This window comes from Micromonospora sp. CNZ309 (genome assembly GCF_002846525.1).
On sequence record NZ_PJNG01000001.1, the window covers coordinates 4,313,084 to 4,331,517 of the forward strand.

The window sequence follows — 18,434 nt, forward strand, 5'->3', positions numbered from 1 at the left end:
AGCACCCTCCCGCGACCGCCCCGGATCATCGATCACGTCAGGTGAGGGTCACTCACCCGTCGCCTTGGCGATGATCTCCTTCGCGACCGAGGACGGAACCTCGGCGTAGGAGTCGAACTGCATGCTGTAGCTAGCCCGGCCCTGGGTCTTCGACCGCAGGTCGCCGACGTAGCCGAACATCTCCGACAACGGCACCAGAGCCTTGACGACGCGGGCGCCGCTGCGCTCCTCCATCGCCTGGATGATGCCGCGGCGGGAGTTGAGGTCGCCGATGACGTCACCCATGTTCTCCTCAGGAGTGGTGACCTCAACGGCCATCATCGGCTCGAGGAGTGCGGGGTCGGCCTTGCGGGCCGCCTCCTTCATCGCCATCGAGCCGGCGATCTTGAACGCCATTTCCGACGAGTCGACCTCGTGGTACTGGCCGTCCACCAGGGTGAGCTTGACGCCCACCAGGGGGAAGCCGGCGAGGATGCCGTACTGCATGGCGTCCTGGGCGCCCGCGTCCACCGACGGGATGAACTCCCGGGGGATACGGCCACCGGTCACCGCGTTGGCGAACTCGTAGGTCGGTGCGTCGTTGCCCAGCGGCAGCGGCTCCAGGCTGATGATCACCCGGGCGTACTGGCCGGAACCACCGGTCTGCTTCTTGTGGGTGTACTCGACCTTCTCGACCTTGCGGCGGATGGTCTCGCGGTAGGCCACCTGCGGCTTGCCGATGTTGGCCTCGACGTTGAACTCGCGGCGCATCCGGTCGACCAGGATGTCCAGGTGCAGCTCGCCCATGCCGGAGATGACCGTCTGACCGGTCTGGTCGTCCAGCTTGACGCGGAAGGTCGGGTCCTCCTCGGCCAGCCGCTGGATGGCGGTGCTGAGCTTCTCCTGGTCGGCCTTGGTCTTCGGCTCGATGGCGACCTCGATGACCGGCTCCGGGAAGGTCATCGACTCCAGGATGACCGGGTTCGCCGGGTCGCACAGCGTGTCACCGGTGGTGGTCTGCTTCAGACCCTGCACCGCGATGATGTCGCCAGCCTGGGCCGAGCTGCGCTCTTCCCGCTTGTTGGCGTGCATCTGGTAGATCTTGCCGATCCGCTCCTTGCGGTCCTTGGTGGAGTTGACCACCTGGGAGCCGGACTCGAGCGTGCCGGAGTAGATCCGCACGTAGGTGAGCTTGCCGAGGTGCTTGTCCGTCTGGATCTTGAAGGCGAGGCCCGAGAAGGGCTCCGACTTCGACGGCTTGCGCTGCATCGGGGTCTCGCCGTCGGTGGCCGTACCCTCGATCGCCGGGATGTCCAGCGGCGACGGCAGGTACGCGACGACCGCGTCGAGCATCGGCTGGATGCCCTTGTTCTTGAAGGCGGTGCCGGTGAGGACCGGGTTGGCCTTGCCGCCGATGGTGGCCCGACGGATGGCGGCCTTGATCTCCTCGACGGAGATCTCCTCGCCCTCCAGGTACTTCTCCATCACCGCGTCGTCGACGTCGGCCAGGGTCTCCACCAGCTTCTCGCGCCACTCGGCGGCGGAGTCGGCGAGGTCAGCCGGGATCTCCTCGACCGCGTAGTCCTCACCCTTCTGGGTCTCGCCGCGCCAGGTGAGGGCGCGCATCTCGACCAGGTCGACCACGCCGATGAAGTCGGACTCGGCGCCGATCGGGATCTGGAGCACCAGCGGGGTGGCGTTCAGCCGGTCGATCATCATCTGCACGCAGCGGAAGAAGTCGGCACCGGTCCGGTCGAGCTTGTTGACGAAGCACATCCGGGGGACGTTGTACTTGTCCGCCTGCCGCCAGACGTTCTCCGTCTGCGGCTCCACGCCGGCGACACCGTCGTAGACCGCGACCGCGCCGTCCAGCACCCGCAGCGAACGCTCGACCTCGACCGTGAAGTCGACGTGGCCGGGCGTGTCGATGATCTGGATCGTGTGGCCCTTCCACTCACACTTGGTAGCAGCGGAGGTGATGGTGATACCACGCTCCTGCTCCTGCTCCATCCAGTCCATGACGGCACCGCCCTCGTGGACCTCACCGATCTTGTACGTGATGCCGGTGTAGAACAGGATCCGCTCGGTGGTGGTGGTCTTACCGGCATCGATGTGGGCCATGATGCCGATGTTGCGTACGTTGGCGAGCGCGTCTGCGGCGGCCACTTCAATCCCTACTTATCGTCGTCTCGACACAACTGGTGGCGGTTCCGGCGCCCGGGGGCGCCGGAACCAGGGTGTTACCAGCGGTAGTGCGCGAAGGCCTTGTTGGACTCGGCCATCTTGTGCGTGTCCTCGCGCCGCTTGACGGCGGCACCGAGGCCGTTGCTCGCGTCCAGCAGCTCGTTCATCAGGCGCTCGATCATCGTCTTCTCGCGACGGGCGCGGGAGTAGGTGACCAGCCAGCGCAGGCCCAGGGTGGTCGCCCGGGCGGGGCGCACCTCGACCGGAACCTGGTAGGTGGCGCCACCGACGCGGCGGCTGCGCACCTCGAGGGTCGGCTTGACGTTGTCCATCGCCCGCTTGAGGGTGACGACCGGGTCGGTGCCGGACTTCTCACGGCAGCCCTCGAGGGCGGCGTAGACGATGCGCTCAGCGAGCTGACGCTTACCGCGCAGGAGGATCTTGTTCACCAGCTGGGTGACCAACGGCGAGTTGTACACCGGGTCAGCGACCAGCGGCTTCCGCGGAGCGGGTCCCTTGCGCGGCATGTCAGCTCTTCTCCTTCTTCGCGCCGTAACGGCTGCGCGCCTGCTTGCGGTTGCGGACGCCCTGGGTGTCCAGCGAACCGCGAACGATCTTGTAACGCACGCCGGGGAGGTCCTTCACACGGCCGCCACGGACGAGCACGATCGAGTGCTCCTGCAGGTTGTGGCCGACGCCCGGGATGTAGGCGGTCACCTCGATCTGGCTGCTGAGCTTGACACGAGCGACCTTGCGCAGCGCCGAGTTCGGCTTCTTCGGGGTGGTGGTGTACACGCGGGTGCACACGCCGCGCCGCTGAGGGGAACCCTTCAGCGCCGGGGTCTTGGTCTTACTCGTCTTCGCCTGGCGGCCCTTTCGGACCAGCTGCTGGATCGTGGGCACCGGGTTTCTCCGCTCCCTTCGACCGCCTGGTGGCGGCCGCACCGTCTGCCGTAGCCGACCTGATGGCCGACTCTCCTACATTCCGACCAGGGCCACCTCGCGATGGCCCGGCACCCGCGGTCGGGCGTGTCGCCCAGCTCACGGTCCCGGTGCCGACGCTCGCGCGTGTCGACCGGGTCTTGCACTGGCACACGGCAGGCCGCGCGCCGGTTCTGTGGCTTTGTCGTGCTCCCACGCGATCTCCGGCTCACCGGATCCAGCGCACGCACGAGTTGCCCGGGCTTGCCCGGGCACAAGGGGAAAGAGTACCTACCACAACCGCACAGGTCAAAACGGAGCGGCTGGCGGAGCGTCCACCGCCCGCCCGATCCAGTCCGTCGCGCCTACCCGCCCGTGGTGGGCACCTACGGATCCCAGTGTACCGGCTTCCCCGTGGAGCGGCCCGTCGACCCCGTCACGGCGGTGTCAGGCCCCCCGGCCGGGCGCGGCCGTCACCCGAGCCCCAACAGCAACGCCAGCCCCAGGCCGAGCAGGCTGAGCACCAGCCCCGCGCCGCCACAGCAGACCCCGGCCACCGCCAGGCCCCGCCCGGTGAACCGGACGGCCGGCGGGGGCGCGGGGCGCCGGATCTGCCGCATCCCCAGCAGGCCGGCGACGACGGCGCCCGCGCCGGCCAGGACGCCCAGCACCGTGAACGCGCCAGCCGCCCACGCGCCGCCGACACCGCCGACCGCGCCGACGCAGATCACCAGCAGCGAGACCAGGGTCGACACGATGCCGGCCACCAGCGAGCCCACGGCCAGGCCGGAGGTGACCGGCGGCACGTCCAGGTGCACGACGCCGAACGGCGTACCCGCGACCGGGTCGACCCGCTTCGGCGGCCGGGCGGCCTCGCGTGGGGGCGGGGGCGGGGCGGCCGGGCCCGGGCCCCAGCCCGCAGCCGGCGACGGAGCCGCAGCCGGGGTGCCCCCGGGCGACACGGACGGCGGGCCCGACTCCCCCGCGCCCCAGGGCGACACCGGCGACGGACCCGGCTCCCCCGCGGCCGGCGGGGCACTCCAGGGCGACACCGGCGGCGGGTAGCCCGGCGCGGACGGGCCGCTCTGGGCCGTGTCGGGCCGCGCCCACTGCCCGCCGGGCGGGGCGTCGGGATTCGCGGCGGGGGGCGCCACGGGATCGCCGGGGTGGCGCGCCGGTTCCGTCACGGGTCCTCCTGTCGACGTGTCGGCGTCCACCGCCGCGCGACGGACACCCGGGCCAGGCTACCGCCGCCGGCCGACCGTCCGCGCCCGGCGCGGACACGTCCCCGACGGTCGGGCTAGTCCACGTTCGGTGCGAAGTCCTGCCCGTAGGGCGTGTCGGCGAGCCGGACCACCCCGAGGACCACCGCGGCCACCACACTGACGGCGGCCAGCACCAGGCCCGCCCAGGCCAGCCGCTCCCCCCGACGCAGCCAGGCCGCGCCGGTGAGGAAACCCCCCGAGGCGTACGCCTCCCGGCGCGCCTGGCGCGCGAGCTGGAGCGCCACCGTGGCCGGCACGATGCCGCCGATGAACAGGCCGGTCAACGCGCCGATCAGGCCCAGCGCGAAGACCGCGCGCGCCTTCGTGGCCCGGACCGGGTCCGGATCGAGCGGATGGCGGGGCGGCCCCGGCTGGGCGACGGGTGCCTGCCCGGGTGCGGTCGTCATGCCCCCATCATGCCCCGGTCCGCCGCGCCGCGGCGCCCGCACGGGCCACCCCGGGCCCGGACACGACGAGGCCCCCGGCGTGTGCCGGGGGCCTCGTCGATCATGCTGCCTAGCGGTACGACCCGAAGTCGAAGTCGTCCAGCGGAACGGCCTGGCCGCTGGCCGGCCCGAAGCCGTAGTCGGTCTCCGGGTAGCCGGTCATCGAGTAGACCTTGGCCTTCGCCTCCTCGGTCGGCTCGACCCGGACGTTGCGGTACTTGCTGATGCCCGTACCGGCCGGGATGAGCTTACCGATGATCACGTTCTCCTTGAGGCCGACGAGCGAGTCGCTGCGCGAGTTGATCGCCGCGTCGGTCAGCACCCGGGTGGTCTCCTGGAAGGAGGCCGCCGAGAGCCAGGAGTCGGTGGCCAGCGAGGCCTTGGTGATACCCATCAGCACCGGACGGCCGGCGGCGGGCTCGCCGCCCTCGGAGACGAGCCGGCGGTTCTCCGACTCGAACAGCGCCCGGTCGACCAGCACGCCCGGCAGGAACTCGGTCGAGCCGGAGTCGATGACCGTCACCCGCTTGAGCATCTGGCGGATGATGATCTCGATGTGCTTGTCGTGGATGAGCACACCCTGCGAGCGGTAGACCTCCTGGACCTCACTGGTCAGGTGGACCTGGACCGCCCGCGGACCCATGATCCGCAGCAGCTCGTGCGGGTCGATGGTGCCCTCGGTCAGCTTCTCGCCGACCGCGACGTGACCGCCGTCGTGGGTACGCAGCCGGACCCGCTTGGAGATCTTGTCGTAGACGATCTCGTCGCTGCCGTCGTCCGGCACCACGATGATCTTCCGCGAACGCTCGCCGTCCTCGATCCGGATCCGACCCGGGGTGTCGGCGATGGGCGCCTTGCCCTTCGGGACCCGGGCCTCGAAGATCTCCTGCACACGGGGCAGACCCTGGGTGATGTCCTCACCCGCGACACCACCGGTGTGGAAGGTACGCATCGTCAGCTGCGTACCCGGCTCACCGATCGACTGGGCGGCGATGATGCCGACCGCCTCGCCGACGTCCACGGTCTTGCCGGTCGGCAGCGAGCGGCCGTAGCACGCACCGCAGACGCCCAGCTTCGACTCGCAGGTGAGCACGCTGCGCACCCGGACCGTCTCCGTCCCGGCGGCGACGATCTTGTCGACCAGGATCGAGTTGATGTCCTGACCCCGCTCGGCGACGACGACGCCGTCCGGCCCCTTGATGTCGTCGGCCAGCGTCCGGGCGTGCACGCTGGTCTCGGCGTGCTCGTGCACGACCAGCTTGCCGTCGATCCGCTCGCCGATCTGCATCGGGATGGCGCGGTCGGTGCCGCAGTCCTCCTCGCGGATGATGACGTCCTGCGAGACGTCCACCAGACGACGGGTCAGGTAACCCGAGTCGGCGGTACGCAGGGCGGTGTCCGCGAGACCCTTACGGGCACCGTGCGTGGAGATGAAGTACTCCAGCACGGACAGACCCTCCCGGTAGCTGGCCTTGATCGGCCGCGGGATGATCTCGCCCTTCGGGTTGGCCACCAGACCACGGATCGCCGCGATCTGCCGGAGCTGGAGGAGGTTACCGCGGGCACCCGAGTTGATCATCTTCCACAGCGGGTTCTCCTGCGGCAGGGCGGTGTCCATCTCCTTGGCGACCTCGTTGGTCGCCTTGGTCCAGATCTGGATGAGCTCGCCGCGACGCTCCTCCGGGGTCATCAGACCGCGCTGGTACTGCTTGTCGATCTGGTCGGCTTCCTTCTCGTACCGCTCCAGGATCTCCCGCTTGCGCGGCGGGGCGATGACGTCCTCCATGCCGATCGTCACGCCGGACCAGGTGGCCCAGTGGAAACCGGCCTCCTTGAGCCCGTCCAGGGTGGCGGCAAGCGCCACCTTGGGGAAGCGCTCGGCGAGGTCGTTGACGATCGCGGAGAGCTGACCCTTGCGGATCTCGTAGTTCACGAAGCGGTAGCCCTGCGGCAGCGTCTCGTTGAACAGCACCCGGCCGAGGGTCGTCTCGACGGTCAGCGGGTCGCCCTCGACCCAGCCCTCCGGGGCGGTCCACGCCTCGGCGCCGGCGCCGTTGTCGACCCCGACCACGCCCCGCAGGCGGATCTTCACCGGGGCCTGGAGGTGCAGCTCGCCGTTGTCGTACGCCATCCGCGCCTCGGCGTCCGAGCTGAACGCCCGGCCCTCGCCCTTCTCGCCCGCCGTGAGGTGGGTGAGGTGGTAGAGGCCGATGACCATGTCCTGGGTGGGCATGGTGACGGGCTTGCCGTCGGCCGGCTTGAGGATGTTGTTCGACGACAGCATCAGGATCCGCGCCTCGGCCTGGGCCTCGGCGGACAGCGGCACGTGCACCGCCATCTGGTCACCGTCGAAGTCGGCGTTGAACGCGGTGCAGACCAGCGGGTGGATCTGGATGGCCTTGCCCTCGACGAGCTGCGGCTCGAAGGCCTGGATGCCCAGGCGGTGCAGGGTCGGCGCCCGGTTCAGCAGCACCGGGTGCTCGCCGATGACCTCTTCCAGCACGTCCCACACGACCGGACGCTGCCGCTCGACCATCCGCTTGGCGGACTTGATGTTCTGCGCGTGGTTGAGGTCGACCAGCCGCTTCATCACGAACGGCTTGAACAGCTCCAGCGCCATCTGCTTGGGCAGGCCGCACTGGTGCAGCTTGAGCTTCGGGCCGACGACGATGACGGAACGGCCGGAGTAGTCGACGCGCTTGCCGAGCAGGTTCTGCCGGAACCGGCCCTGCTTGCCCTTGAGCATGTCGGAGAGCGACTTCAGCGGGCGGTTGCCCGGCCCGGTGACCGGCCGGCCGCGGCGGCCGTTGTCGAACAGCGCGTCGACGGCCTCCTGGAGCATCCGCTTCTCGTTGTTGACGATGATCTCGGGCGCGCCGAGGTCGATCAGCCGCTTGAGGCGGTTGTTCCGGTTGATCACGCGGCGGTACAGGTCGTTCAGGTCGGAGGTCGCGAAGCGGCCACCGTCGAGCTGCACCATCGGGCGCAGGTCCGGCGGGATGACCGGCACGCAGTCGAGGACCATGCCGAGCGGCGAGTTGCGGGTGTTCAGGAACGCCGCGACGACCTTGAGCCGCTTGAGCGCCCGGATCTTCCGCTGCCCCTTGCCGGAGCGGATGGTCTCGCGCAGGTTCTCGGCCTCGGCGTCGAGGTCCATGTTCTGGACCAGCGCCTTGATGGCCTCGGCGCCCATGCCGCCGGTGAAGTACTCGCCGAAGCGGTCGCGCAGCTCGCGGTAGAGCAGTTCGTCGGTGACGAGCTGCTTCGGCTCCAGCTTGCGGAAGGTGTCCAGCACCTCGTCGAGGCGGTCGATCTCGCGCTGGGCCCGGTCGCGGATCTGGCGCATCTCGCGCTCTCCGCCCTCCTTGACCTTGCGCCGGACGTCCGCCTTGGCACCCTCGGCCTCCAGCTCGGCCAGGTCGGCCTCGAGCTTGGTGGCCCGCTTCTCGATCTCCGAGTCGCGGCTGTTCTCGGCCTGCCGCTTCTCGGCCAGGATCTCGTTCTCGATCGTCGAGAGGTCACGGTGACGCGACTCGGCGTCCACGCTCGTCACGACGTACGAGGCGAAGTAGATGATCTTTTCGAGGTCCTTGGGGGCGAGGTCCAGCAGGTAGCCCAGCCGGCTCGGCACGCCCTTGAAGTACCAGATGTGGGTCACCGGCGCGGCGAGCTCGATGTGGCCCATCCGCTCACGGCGGACCTTCGACCGGGTCACCTCGACGCCGCAGCGCTCGCAGATGATGCCCTTGAACCGGACCCGCTTGTACTTACCGCAGTAGCACTCCCAGTCCCGCTGCGGACCGAAGATCTTCTCGCAGAAGAGCCCGTCCTTTTCCGGCTTCAGGGTGCGGTAGTTGATCGTCTCAGGCTTCTTGACCTCACCGTGCGACCACTGACGGATGTCGTCAGCGGTGGCGAGGCCGATGCGCAGCTCGTCGAAGAAGTTGACGTCGAGCACTATGTCCCCTATGTCGTCGTCTGTACTGCTAGCTAACCGGCGGGGTCCGGGGCAGGGTGACCCTGCCCCGGACCACCACCTCAGACCTCTTCGACCGAGCTCGGCTCGCGCCGGGACAGGTCGATGCCCAGCTCCTCCGCAGCGCGGAACACCTCGTCGTCGGTCTCGCGCATCTCCAGGGCCACACCGTCGCTGGAGAGCACCTCGACGTTGAGGCACAGCGACTGGAGCTCCTTGAGCAGCACCTTGAACGACTCCGGGATGCCCGGCTCCGGGATGTTCTCGCCCTTGACGATGGCCTCGTAGACCTTCACCCGGCCGAGGACGTCGTCGGACTTGATCGTCAACAGCTCCTGCAGGGCGTAGGCGGCGCCGTACGCCTGCATCGCCCAGCACTCCATCTCACCGAAGCGCTGGCCACCGAACTGCGCCTTACCACCCAGCGGCTGCTGCGTGATCATCGAGTACGGACCGGTCGACCGGGCGTGGATCTTGTCGTCGACCAGGTGGTTGAGCTTCAGGATGTAGATGTAGCCGACCGCGATCGGGTCCGGCAGCGGCTCGCCGGAGCGACCGTCGAACAGCTGCGCCTTGCCGGTGGAACCGATCAGCTGCTTGCCGTCCCGGTTGGGCAGGGTCGACGACAGCAGGCCGGAGATCTCCTCCTCGCGGGCACCGTCGAAGACCGGCGTGGCCACGTTGGTGTCCGGCTCCGACTCGTGCGCCTCGATGGAGCGCAGCTGGCGCTTCCACTCGGCGTCGTCGCCGTCGACGCTCCAGCCCGTCTTCGCCACCCAGCCGAGGTGCGTCTCCAGCACCTGGCCGATGTTCATCCGGGACGGCACACCCAGCGGGTTGAGCACGATGTCGACGGGGGTGCCGTCCTCCAGGAACGGCATGTCCTCGATCGGCAGGATCTTGGAGATGACGCCCTTGTTGCCGTGCCGGCCGGCGAGCTTGTCGCCGTCCTGGATCTTCCGCTTCTGGGCGACGTAGACCCGGACCAGCTCGTTGACGCCCGGCGGCAGCTCGTCGCCGTCCTCGCGGGAGAAGGTACGCACACCGATGACCGTGCCGGTCTCGCCGTGCGGCACCTTCAGCGAGGTGTCCCGGACCTCGCGCGCCTTCTCACCGAAGATCGCGCGGAGCAGCCGCTCCTCCGGGGTCAGCTCGGTCTCACCCTTGGGCGTGACCTTGCCGACCAGGATGTCGCCGGGGACGACCTCGGCGCCGATCCGGATGATGCCGCGCTCGTCGAGGTCGGCGAGCATCTCCTCGCTGACGTTCGGGATGTCGCGGGTGATCTCCTCCGGGCCGAGCTTGGTGTCCCGCGCGTCGACCTCGTGCTCCTCGATGTGGATCGAGGTGAGGACGTCCTGCTGCACGAGGCGCTGCGACAGGATGATCGCGTCCTCGTAGTTGTGGCCCTCCCAGCACATGAACGCCACGAGCAGGTTGCGCCCGAGCGCCATCTCGCCCTCGTCGGTGCAGGGACCGTCGGCGATGACCTGGCCGGCCTCGACGCGGTCGCCCTCGAAGACGACCGGCTTCTGGTTGACGCAGGAGCCGGCGTTGGAGCGGCGGAACTTGTGCAGCAGGTACGTGCGGCGGTGGCCGTCGTCCTGGTGGATCGTGATGTAGTCGGCGCAGAGGTCCTCGATGACGCCACCGACCTCGGCGACGACCACGTCACCGGCGTCGACCGCGGCACGGTATTCCATGCCGGTGCCGACGAGCGGGGACTCGGCCTTGACCAGCGGCACCGCCTGGCGCTGCATGTTCGCGCCCATCAGTGCGCGGTTGGCGTCGTCGTGCTCGAGGAACGGGATCATCGCGGTCGCGACCGAGGTCATCTGCCGCGGCGAGACGTCCATGTAGTCCACGGCCGACGGCGCGACGTCCTCGGTCTCGCCGCCCTTACGACGCACCAGGACGCGGTCCTCGGCGAACGTGCCGTCCGCCTTCAGCGGCGCGTTGGCCTGCGCCTTGACGAACCGGTCCTCCTCGTCCGCGGTCAGGTAGTCGATCTGGTCGGTGACCCGACCGTCGACGACCTTCCGGTACGGCGTCTCGATGAAGCCGAACGGGTTGACCCGGGCGAAGGTGGACAGCGCGCCGATCAGACCGATGTTCGGGCCTTCGGGCGTCTCGATCGGGCACATCCGGCCGTAGTGGGACGGGTGCACGTCGCGGACCTCGAAGCCGGCCCGCTCCCGGGACAGACCACCCGGGCCGAGCGCGCTCAGCCGGCGCCGGTGGGTCAGACCCGCCAGCGGGTTGGTCTGGTCCATGAACTGGGACAGCTGCGACGTGCCGAAGAACTCCTTGATCGCCGCCACCACGGGACGGATGTTGATCAGGGTCTGCGGCGTGATCGCCTCGACGTCCTGGGTCGTCATCCGCTCGCGGACGACGCGCTCCATCCGGGACAGACCGACCCGGACCTGGTTCTGGATCAGCTCGCCCACGGTACGCAGGCGCCGGTTGCCGAAGTGGTCGATGTCGTCGGCCTCGTAGCCGTCCTCACCGGCGTGCAGCCGGCAGAGGTACTCCACGGTGGCGACGATGTCGTCCTCGGTCAGGGTGCCGGTCGTGATCGGCACCTCCAGCTCGAGCTTCTTGTTGAACTTGTAACGACCGACCTTGGCGACGTCGTACCGCTTCGGGTTGAAGAAGAGGTTGTCGAGCAGGGTCTGGGCGTTCTCGCGGGTCGGCGGCTCGCCAGGGCGGAGCTTCCGGTAGATGTCGAGCAACGCCTCGTCCGCGCCGGCGATGTGGTCCTTCTCGAGCGTGGTCATCATCAGCTCGGACCAGCCGAACCGCTCGCGGATCCGCTCGGCCGACCAACCGACGGCCTTGAGCAGGACCGTGACGGCCTGCCGGCGCTTGCGGTCGATGCGGACGCCCACGGTGTCGCGCTTGTCGATGTCGAACTCGAGCCAGGCACCCCGGCTGGGGATGACCTTGACGCTGGTGAGGTCGCGGTCGGAGGTCTTGTCCGGCTGCTTGTCGAAGTAGACGCCCGGCGAACGGACGAGCTGGCTGACCACGACGCGCTCGGTGCCGTTGATGATGAAGGTGCCCTTCGGCGTCATCATCGGGAAGTCACCCATGAACACCGTCTGGCTCTTGATCTCGCCGGTGGTGTTGTTGGTGAACTCCGCGGTCACGAACAGCGGGGCGCAGTAGGTCAGGTCCTTCTCCTTGCACTCCTCGATCGAGGCCTTGACCTCGTCGAAGCGCGGAGCCGAGAAGGAGAGCGACATGGTGCCGGAGAAGTCCTCAATGGGACTGATCTCGTCGAGGATCTCCGCGAGACCCGAGCGTGCGTGCGGGTCGTCCGCCGACCGGCCCTGCCAAGCCTCGTTGCCGACGAGCCAGTCGAAGGACTCGTTCTGGATGGCGAGGAGGTTGGGGACCTCGAGGTGTTCGGTGATCCTGCCGAATGAAACTCGGCGGGGAGCGAATGCGCTCGACGTACGACTGGTCTTCGCAGGGCGGGAAGCTGCCAAGATGCGTCCTTCCGAGGACCGGTGCTGCATAACGGCTGGTACGCGTGCACTCCAATGACCCCACCAGAAATATCCGTAAACGGACATTTCCGAGCAGGGGTCAAGTCGGAAGGCAGCGCAAACTAGCAGTGTAGCCGAGAGGCTAACCGCTGTCCAGCCCACCCCGCAGGTCGTCGCGGAACGTGCCTCGGGACCCCTCGAAGAGGGTCTCACCGGGCCGCTCGGAACGCGACGTTCCTGCCGGGCCGCTCAGGTGTCGCAGCCGACGGTGTCGCCGCTGCCATTACCCAAGTGGTGGCCGTTGCAAGCGCGGAAGGTCTTGCTGTGTCAGCGTGCCTGTCAGCCCGGGGCCGCGTCAAGGCCCGGCATCCGGGTCGCTGCTTCTTTCCCACCCACGGGCTACCGCCGGGGCGCGGCAACCGACCGCTTCGGAACGCCCACGCCCTGCTCACCGCGCCTGCCGCCGGATCCACCAAGACGGCGGGCGGCGATCCAGTGTCGGATCACCGCCCGCCGTGGCGCGTGTGCCCAGGCTCACCCGAGCCGGACGCGCGCCTGGTGGTACGTCAGGTCACTTGAGGGTGACCTTGGCGCCCTCGCCCTCGAGCTTGGCCTTGGCCTTGTCGGCGGTCTCCTTGTTGGCCTTCTCCAGGACGGCCTTCGGAGCGGCCTCGACCAGGTCCTTGGCCTCCTTGAGGCCCAGGCCGGTCAGCTCGCGCACGACCTTGATGACCTGGATCTTCTTGCCGCCGTCAGCCTCGAGGATGACGTCGAACTCGTCCTTCTCGGGCTCGGCCTCGGCCGCAGCGGCACCGGCACCCGGGCCGGCAACCATCATCGCGGCCGGAGCGGCGGCGGTGACCTCGAAGGTCTCCTCGAACTGCTTCACGAACTCGGAGAGCTCGATCAGCGTCATCTCCTTGAACGCGTCGAGCAGCTCGTCGGTGCTGAGCTTCGCCATGTCTGGCGTCCTTTCCTGAATCTGTTAGGTAAGAACTGGGTGCGCCGCGGGGCCTCAGGCCGCCTCGGCGCCCTCCTTCTCGCGCTTGTCCTGCAGGGCGGCCGCCAGACGGGCGGTCTTCGACAGCGGGGCCTGGAACAGGGCCGCGGCCTTGCTCAGGTTGCCCTTCATCGCGCCGGCCAGCTTGGCCAGCAGCACCTCACGGGACTCCAGGTCGGCGAGCTTCGTGACCTCGGCCGCGGTAATGGCCCTGCCCTCGAAGACACCGCCCTTGATGACGAGCTTCGGGTTGGCCTTCGCGAAGTCGCGAAGCCCCTTCGCCGCCTCGACGACGTCGCCCGAAACGAAAGTCAGCGCGGTAGGACCGGTGAACATCTCGTCGAGGCCGGAGATGCCAGCGTCGGTCGCGGCACGCTTCGCGAGCGTGTTCTTCGCGACCGTGTAGCTGGTCTCCTGGCCGAGCGAGCGCCGCAGCTGGGTGAGCTGGGAAACCGTCAGACCGCGGTACTCGGTCAGCACCGTGGCACCCGCGTTGCGGAAGCTCTCGGTCAGCTCAGCGACGGCCGTGGCCTTGTCGGCCCGGATCGGCTTGTCCGCCATGTCCCTCCTCTCTCGTTACTCGAGGCCGGTCACCGTCGTCGGCCGGAGCTTTCGACGGGGGCGGAGGCGCCACGACAACGAGAAAAGCCCCGGCGCAGGGCGCACGGGGCGAGGGCCGGGACGAGGACACGGTCGGCGGACCATGCTCAGCACCGATTTTCGCTTACCGCCCTGCGCGGGTCGCCCGTAGTCGCGGGACCTTCGACCGTGCCGGGGCACGGTGACCAGCGGTCTCTGGGTGGAACTTCGCGGCCCAGGTTACGCGAGGACCCCCGCGACCACCAAATCGCCCCCGACGTGGCCCCGGTCACCCCCGCACGCCGACCCGTCCGGGCGACCGCCCCGACCTCCCCCACGCGCCGGGGCGGGGCACCGTCAGGGCCGGGTGCGCCGCCGCCACAGGTACGCGGCGCCGGCCGCCGCGCTCCAGGCCGCCGCCCAGGCGGTGTGCAGCACCACGGTCGACGCGGCCAGCCCGTCGGCGGCGGCCCGCGCGGTCGCCATCACCGGCGGCGCCAGCCACGGCGCCACGGACCCGCCCAGGCCGAGCACGACCGCGCCGACCCAGCCGAGCGCGAGCACCGCGACGCCGTAGCCGGCGCTGCCCGTCGACGCGCGGCTGGCCAGCGCCCCGAGCGCCACCGCCGCGGGTACGGCCAGCAGGTGCGCCCACAGCCCGACGGCGACGCCCACCGGCACCGACCGGTCACCCGGCTCGACCGGGCCGGTGACCCCGCCGACGAGCCACGGGAAGACCAGCGCGACGGCCACCGTGCCGAGCCCGGCCACGCCGGCCGCCAGCAGCCCCGCCAGCCGCTCCCGGCGTACCCCGACGACCGCCTGGGCCAGCCGGCGCTGCACGTCCGGCTCGACGTCCAGCAGCACCTTGGTCTGCCACGCGAGCACCGGAAAAAGCACCACCGCCGAGACGCCGTATGCCTCCCCCGGCTGCGCCCGCCCGCCGCCGTAGAGGACGCCGAGCGCCACCAGGCCGGCCAGCACCGGGGCCAGCGCGCGTCCCGTACGCAGGAAGCCCGCCAGTCGCAGCCGGAGCAGCGCGGTCACGACGACCCTCCGGTGGTCCCGCCCGTGGCCTCCGGGGCTCCCACCGCGTCCACGGCCCCCGGCAACGACCCGTCGGGGGCGGGCGCGGCGGGCCGGCGTACGCCGACGATCCGGTGGCCCTCGGCGCGCAACCGGGCGACGGTGCCCTCGACCCGCGCGGCCGGGACCGCGACCTCGACCACCGCGAGCGGCGCGTCCGCCGACGGCGCGGCCTCGGTGACGGTGCCGTCCGCCACCGTCCAGCGGCGGGCGCCGGGCAGCCGGGCGATCTCGCCACGGTGGTCGCTGACCAGCACCGAACCGCCCGCCGTGGCCACCTCGTCGATCAGCGCGGGGACCAGGTCCCGGGTCGCGGCGTCGAGGCCCTCCCACGGTTCGTCGAGCACCAGCAGGCCGGGCGTACGCAGCATCGCCTGGGCCAGGCCGACCTTCTGGGCGGTGCCCTTGGACAGCTCCGGCAGCCGGACGCGGTGGAACCCGGCCAGGCCCAGCCGGGACGTCCAGTGGTCGACCGCGTGGGCGGCGGCGGCCGGGTCGAGGCCGGCGACCCGGCCCATGGCGGTCAGGTAGTGCGCGACGGTGAACGGCTGGTCGACCGGAAAGCGCTCCGGCACCCACCCGACGTGCCGGGGTCGACCGGTCACCCGCCCCCGGCTCGGGCGCAGCACCCCGGCGGCCACCTGGAGCAGGGTCGACTTGCCCACGCCGTTGCGACCGAGCACGACCACGACCTCACCGGGGCCGACCCGCACCGCGGCTTCCCGCAGCACCCACGGTCCCCGCCGCCGGTAGCGCAGCCAGACGTTCTCCAGGCGCACCGGCCGAGCATGCCACAACGGACACGGAACGGGGCGCCGCCACGATGTGGCGACGCCCCGTCACGGGTGCTTGAGGATCAGCCCTCGGCCGAGGCCTCCTGAAGGTTCTTCACCACGTTGGGGTCGACCGGGACGCCCGGGCCCATGGTGGTGGTGAGGGTGACCTTCTTGAGGTACTTGCCCTTCGCGGCGGACGGCTTGGCCCGCAGGACCTCGTCGAGGACCGCCGCGTAGTTGTCGATCAGCTGGGACTCGGAGAACGAGGCCTTGCCGATGATCAGGTGCAGGTTGGAGTGCTTGTCCACCCGGAAGGTGATCTTACCGCCCTTGATGTCCGAGACGGCCTTGGTGACGTCCATGGTCACCGTGCCGGTCTTCGGGTTCGGCATGAGACCGCGCGGGCCCAGGATCCGCGCGATCCGACCGATCTTGGCCATCTGGTCCGGCGTGGCGATCGCCGCGTCGAAGTCGAGCCAACCGCCCTGGATCCGGGCGACCAGCTCGTCGGTGCCCACCTCGTCCGCACCGGCGGCGACGGCCTCCTCGGCCTTCGCGCCGGCGGCGAAGACGATCACGCGGGCGGTCTTACCGGTGCCGTGCGGCAGGTTGACCACGCCACGGACCATCTGGTCCGCCTTGCGGGGGTCGACGCCGAGGCGCATGGCGACCTCGACCGTGGCGTCGAACTTGGCGGTGGTGGTGTCCTTGGCCAGCTTCACGGCCTCGGCGGGGGTGTAGAGCTTCGACCGGTCGATGACCTCGGCGGCCTTGCGGTAGCTCTTGCTGCGCTGCATGTTCTGCGTACTCCTGTGGTCTATGGCGGGCTGCGGGGTCCGCGCGCCCTCCCACGAACTGGATCTGGTGGTTACCGAGGTCAGTCGGTGACGTTGAGGCCCATCGACCGGGCGGTGCCGGCGATGATCTTCTCAGCCTGGTCGATGTCGTTGGCGTTGAGGTCGGCCATCTTCTTCTCGGCGATCTCACGCAGCTGGGCGCGGCTGACCGAGCCGACCTTCTCCTTGTGCGGGACGCCCGAGCCCTTCTGCACACCGGCGGCCTTGATCAGCAGCCGGGCGGCGGGCGGGGTCTTCAGCACGAAGGTGAAGCTGCGGTCCTCGTAGACGCTGATCTCGGCGGGGACGATGTCGCCCCGCTGGGACTCGGTCTGCGCGTTGTAGGACTTGCAGAACTCCATGATGTTCACGCCGTGCTGGCCGAGCGCGGGGCCGACCGGCGGCGCCGGAGTGGCCTGGCCCGCCGGCAGCTGAAGCGTGAACGTCTTGACGAGCTTCTTCTTCGGAGGCATGTCTCTTCCTGGGGCTTGAAACTGGGAAAGGTGCCGGCCGCGGGCGCGCACGGTCAGCGCGATGCGACAGCGGCGACGTTCTAGAGTAGCGCAGCGTCCCGCCGTCGCCTGCGCCGAGGTCGGGCGCGAGGGCGGAACGGGTACGCCGGCGGCGGGCCGCTGCCCACCGCCGGCGCTCCGGACGTCAGATCTTGGCGACCTGGTTGAAGTTCAGCTCCACCGGCGTCTCGCGGCCGAAGATCGACACCAGCACCTTGAGCTTCTGCTGGTCGGCGTTGATCTCACTGATCGTCGCCGGCAGCGAGGCGAAGGCGCCGTCGGTGACGGTGACCGAGTCGCCGACCTCGAAGTCGAGGACCTTGATCTCGGGCTTGGCCTTCTTCTGCTCGGTCTCGACCGCCGGCGCCAGCCACTTCAGCACCTCGTCGAGGGAGAGCGGGGCCGGCCGGTCGGCCCGGTCCGTGGCGCCCACGAAGCCGGTGACGCCCGGCGTGTTGCGAACGCAGGAGTAGGACTCGGCGGTCAGCTCCATCCGGACGAGGATGTAGCCCGGGAAGACCTTGGCCTGGATCTGCGACCGCTTCCCGTTCTTGACCTCCACCTCTTCCCGGGTCGGCACCTCGACCTGGTAGATGTAGTCCTCCATGTCGAGGCTCGTGATCCGGGTCTCGAGGTTGGTCTTGACCTTGTTCTCGTAGCCGGCGTACGAGTGCACCACGTACCAGTCGCCCGGCGCGTAGCGCAGCTTCTGCCGCAGCTCGGCGACCGGGTCGTAGTCCTCGTCCGGCGCGGGCTCGGTGGTGGGGAACTCCGGCTCGCTGGCGGCCTCGACCGACTCGTCACCAGCCGCCGTCGCCACCGTGGACTGCTCGTCCGTGGTCTCGGCGGTCTCGTCGTACTCAGGCACGCTCGCTCACTTCCGTCACTATCGGCTCAGTCGGCCGGTCAGCTGGGGTTGCCGAAGACCCACAGCACGCCCTTCGCGAAGGCGAAGTCAAGGCCGGCCACGATCGTCAGCATCACCGCGACGAAGGCGACCACCACGGCCGTGTAGGTCAGCAGCTCCTTGCGGGTCGGCCAGATGACCTTACGCAGTTCCGCCACGACCTCGCGGATGAATCGGGCGATGCGGCCGAACAGACCGACCCGGTCGGTTTCCGCCTTGGTCTTCGGCTTGCTGTCCGCCGAATCCGCCTTCGCCCGCGACCGCGTCGCGGTGCCGCCGCGGGAAACCGGCTCCTCCGCGTCGGTGGCGTCGTCGTCGGCCACGTCGTCGACGACCTCGTCGTGCAGACGGTCGTCGCCGGCGTCCTCGCCGCGCCGCTTCTTGTCGGCCACTTCGCCCTCCGTCGCGGGATGTCGGGGTCGCACGCTGTCGGGCGTGCGCGGCGCTTGGTCACGCCGGCCGGACCAACCGTC

Annotated in this window: 15 protein-coding genes; all 15 read right to left on the reverse strand. The window is 69.7% G+C overall.

The genetic code is table 11. From position 1 onward, the window contains the following. Positions 1–48 precede the first annotated feature (48 nt). Positions 49–2,145, reverse strand: a complete 2,097-nt coding sequence (gene fusA, locus CLT72_RS17960) for an elongation factor G (RefSeq protein ID WP_088998348.1) — start codon at positions 2,143–2,145, stop codon at positions 49–51. Positions 2,146–2,219: 74 nt separating this feature from the next. Next, positions 2,220–2,690: a 30S ribosomal protein S7 gene (gene rpsG, locus CLT72_RS17965; RefSeq protein ID WP_077938296.1), complete on the reverse strand. Its 471-nt coding sequence runs from the start codon at positions 2,688–2,690 to the stop codon at positions 2,220–2,222. Between the two features lies 1 nt (position 2,691). Next, a complete protein-coding gene (rpsL, locus tag CLT72_RS17970) occupies positions 2,692–3,066 on the reverse strand; it encodes a 30S ribosomal protein S12 (RefSeq protein ID WP_014440718.1) in 375 nt (124 codons plus the stop codon). 491 nt (positions 3,067–3,557) lie between these two features. Continuing rightward, complete coding sequence (locus tag CLT72_RS17975) at positions 3,558–3,902, reverse strand: hypothetical protein (protein WP_089003199.1); 345 nt, start codon at positions 3,900–3,902, stop codon at positions 3,558–3,560. Positions 3,903–4,384: 482 nt separating this feature from the next. Next, positions 4,385–4,756 (reverse strand): hypothetical protein, encoded by a 372-nt coding sequence (locus CLT72_RS17980; protein ID WP_101412802.1) that lies wholly within the window; start codon positions 4,754–4,756, stop codon positions 4,385–4,387. Between the two features lie 109 nt (positions 4,757–4,865). Further along, the gene (locus tag CLT72_RS17985) at positions 4,866–8,753 is read right to left on the reverse strand and encodes a DNA-directed RNA polymerase subunit beta' (protein WP_088998346.1); all 3,888 of its coding nucleotides are present in this window, start codon (positions 8,751–8,753) and stop codon (positions 4,866–4,868) included. Between the two features lie 80 nt (positions 8,754–8,833). Next, positions 8,834–12,265 carry a DNA-directed RNA polymerase subunit beta gene (rpoB, locus tag CLT72_RS17990; RefSeq protein ID WP_088998345.1) on the reverse strand — a complete coding sequence of 1,144 codons (3,432 nt, stop codon included), beginning with the start codon at positions 12,263–12,265 and terminating at the stop codon, positions 8,834–8,836. Positions 12,266–12,836: 571 nt separating this feature from the next. Further along, positions 12,837–13,226: a 50S ribosomal protein L7/L12 gene (gene rplL / locus CLT72_RS17995; RefSeq protein ID WP_101412803.1), complete on the reverse strand. Its 390-nt coding sequence runs from the start codon at positions 13,224–13,226 to the stop codon at positions 12,837–12,839. Positions 13,227–13,280: 54 nt separating this feature from the next. Continuing rightward, positions 13,281–13,826, reverse strand: coding sequence for a 50S ribosomal protein L10 (rplJ, locus tag CLT72_RS18000; protein ID WP_088998343.1), 546 nt, complete (start codon positions 13,824–13,826; stop codon positions 13,281–13,283). A 375-nt stretch (positions 13,827–14,201) separates the two neighbouring features. Next, on the reverse strand, positions 14,202–14,891 hold the full coding sequence (locus CLT72_RS18005) for a hypothetical protein (protein ID WP_101412804.1): 690 nt from the start codon (positions 14,889–14,891) through the stop codon (positions 14,202–14,204). Then, positions 14,888–15,709 (reverse strand): ATP-binding cassette domain-containing protein, encoded by an 822-nt coding sequence (locus CLT72_RS18010; protein WP_101412805.1) that lies wholly within the window; start codon positions 15,707–15,709, stop codon positions 14,888–14,890. Before CLT72_RS18010 ends, CLT72_RS18005 begins: the two co-directional genes overlap by 4 nt. 77 nt (positions 15,710–15,786) lie before the next feature. Continuing rightward, positions 15,787–16,503, reverse strand: coding sequence for a 50S ribosomal protein L1 (gene rplA / locus CLT72_RS18015; RefSeq protein WP_088998340.1), 717 nt, complete (start codon positions 16,501–16,503; stop codon positions 15,787–15,789). A gap of 80 nt (positions 16,504–16,583) precedes the next feature. Beyond that, on the reverse strand, positions 16,584–17,015 hold the full coding sequence (gene rplK / locus CLT72_RS18020) for a 50S ribosomal protein L11 (protein ID WP_088998339.1): 432 nt from the start codon (positions 17,013–17,015) through the stop codon (positions 16,584–16,586). Between the two features lie 184 nt (positions 17,016–17,199). Further along, a complete protein-coding gene (gene nusG, locus CLT72_RS18025; protein ID WP_088998338.1) occupies positions 17,200–17,922 on the reverse strand; it encodes a transcription termination/antitermination protein NusG in 723 nt (240 codons plus the stop codon). A gap of 38 nt (positions 17,923–17,960) precedes the next feature. After that, on the reverse strand, positions 17,961–18,353 hold the full coding sequence (secE, locus tag CLT72_RS18030; protein ID WP_088998337.1) for a preprotein translocase subunit SecE: 393 nt from the start codon (positions 18,351–18,353) through the stop codon (positions 17,961–17,963). Between the last annotated feature and the right edge of the window lie 81 nt (positions 18,354–18,434).

Excerpts from the sequence above, each read along its gene's own strand:
- rpsG (WP_077938296.1), bottom strand. The coding sequence starts at position 2,690 with ATGCCGCGCAAGGGACCCGCTCCGCGGAAGCCGCTGGTCGCTGACCCG.
- CLT72_RS17980 (WP_101412802.1), bottom strand. The coding sequence starts at position 4,756 with ATGACGACCGCACCCGGGCAGGCACCCGTCGCCCAGCCGGGGCCGCCC.
- rplJ (WP_088998343.1), bottom strand. The coding sequence starts at position 13,826 with ATGGCGGACAAGCCGATCCGGGCCGACAAGGCCACGGCCGTCGCTGAG.
- rplK (WP_088998339.1), bottom strand. The coding sequence starts at position 17,015 with ATGCCTCCGAAGAAGAAGCTCGTCAAGACGTTCACGCTTCAGCTGCCG.
- rplL (WP_101412803.1), bottom strand. The coding sequence starts at position 13,226 with ATGGCGAAGCTCAGCACCGACGAGCTGCTCGACGCGTTCAAGGAGATG.
- rplA (WP_088998340.1), bottom strand. The coding sequence starts at position 16,503 with ATGCAGCGCAGCAAGAGCTACCGCAAGGCCGCCGAGGTCATCGACCGG.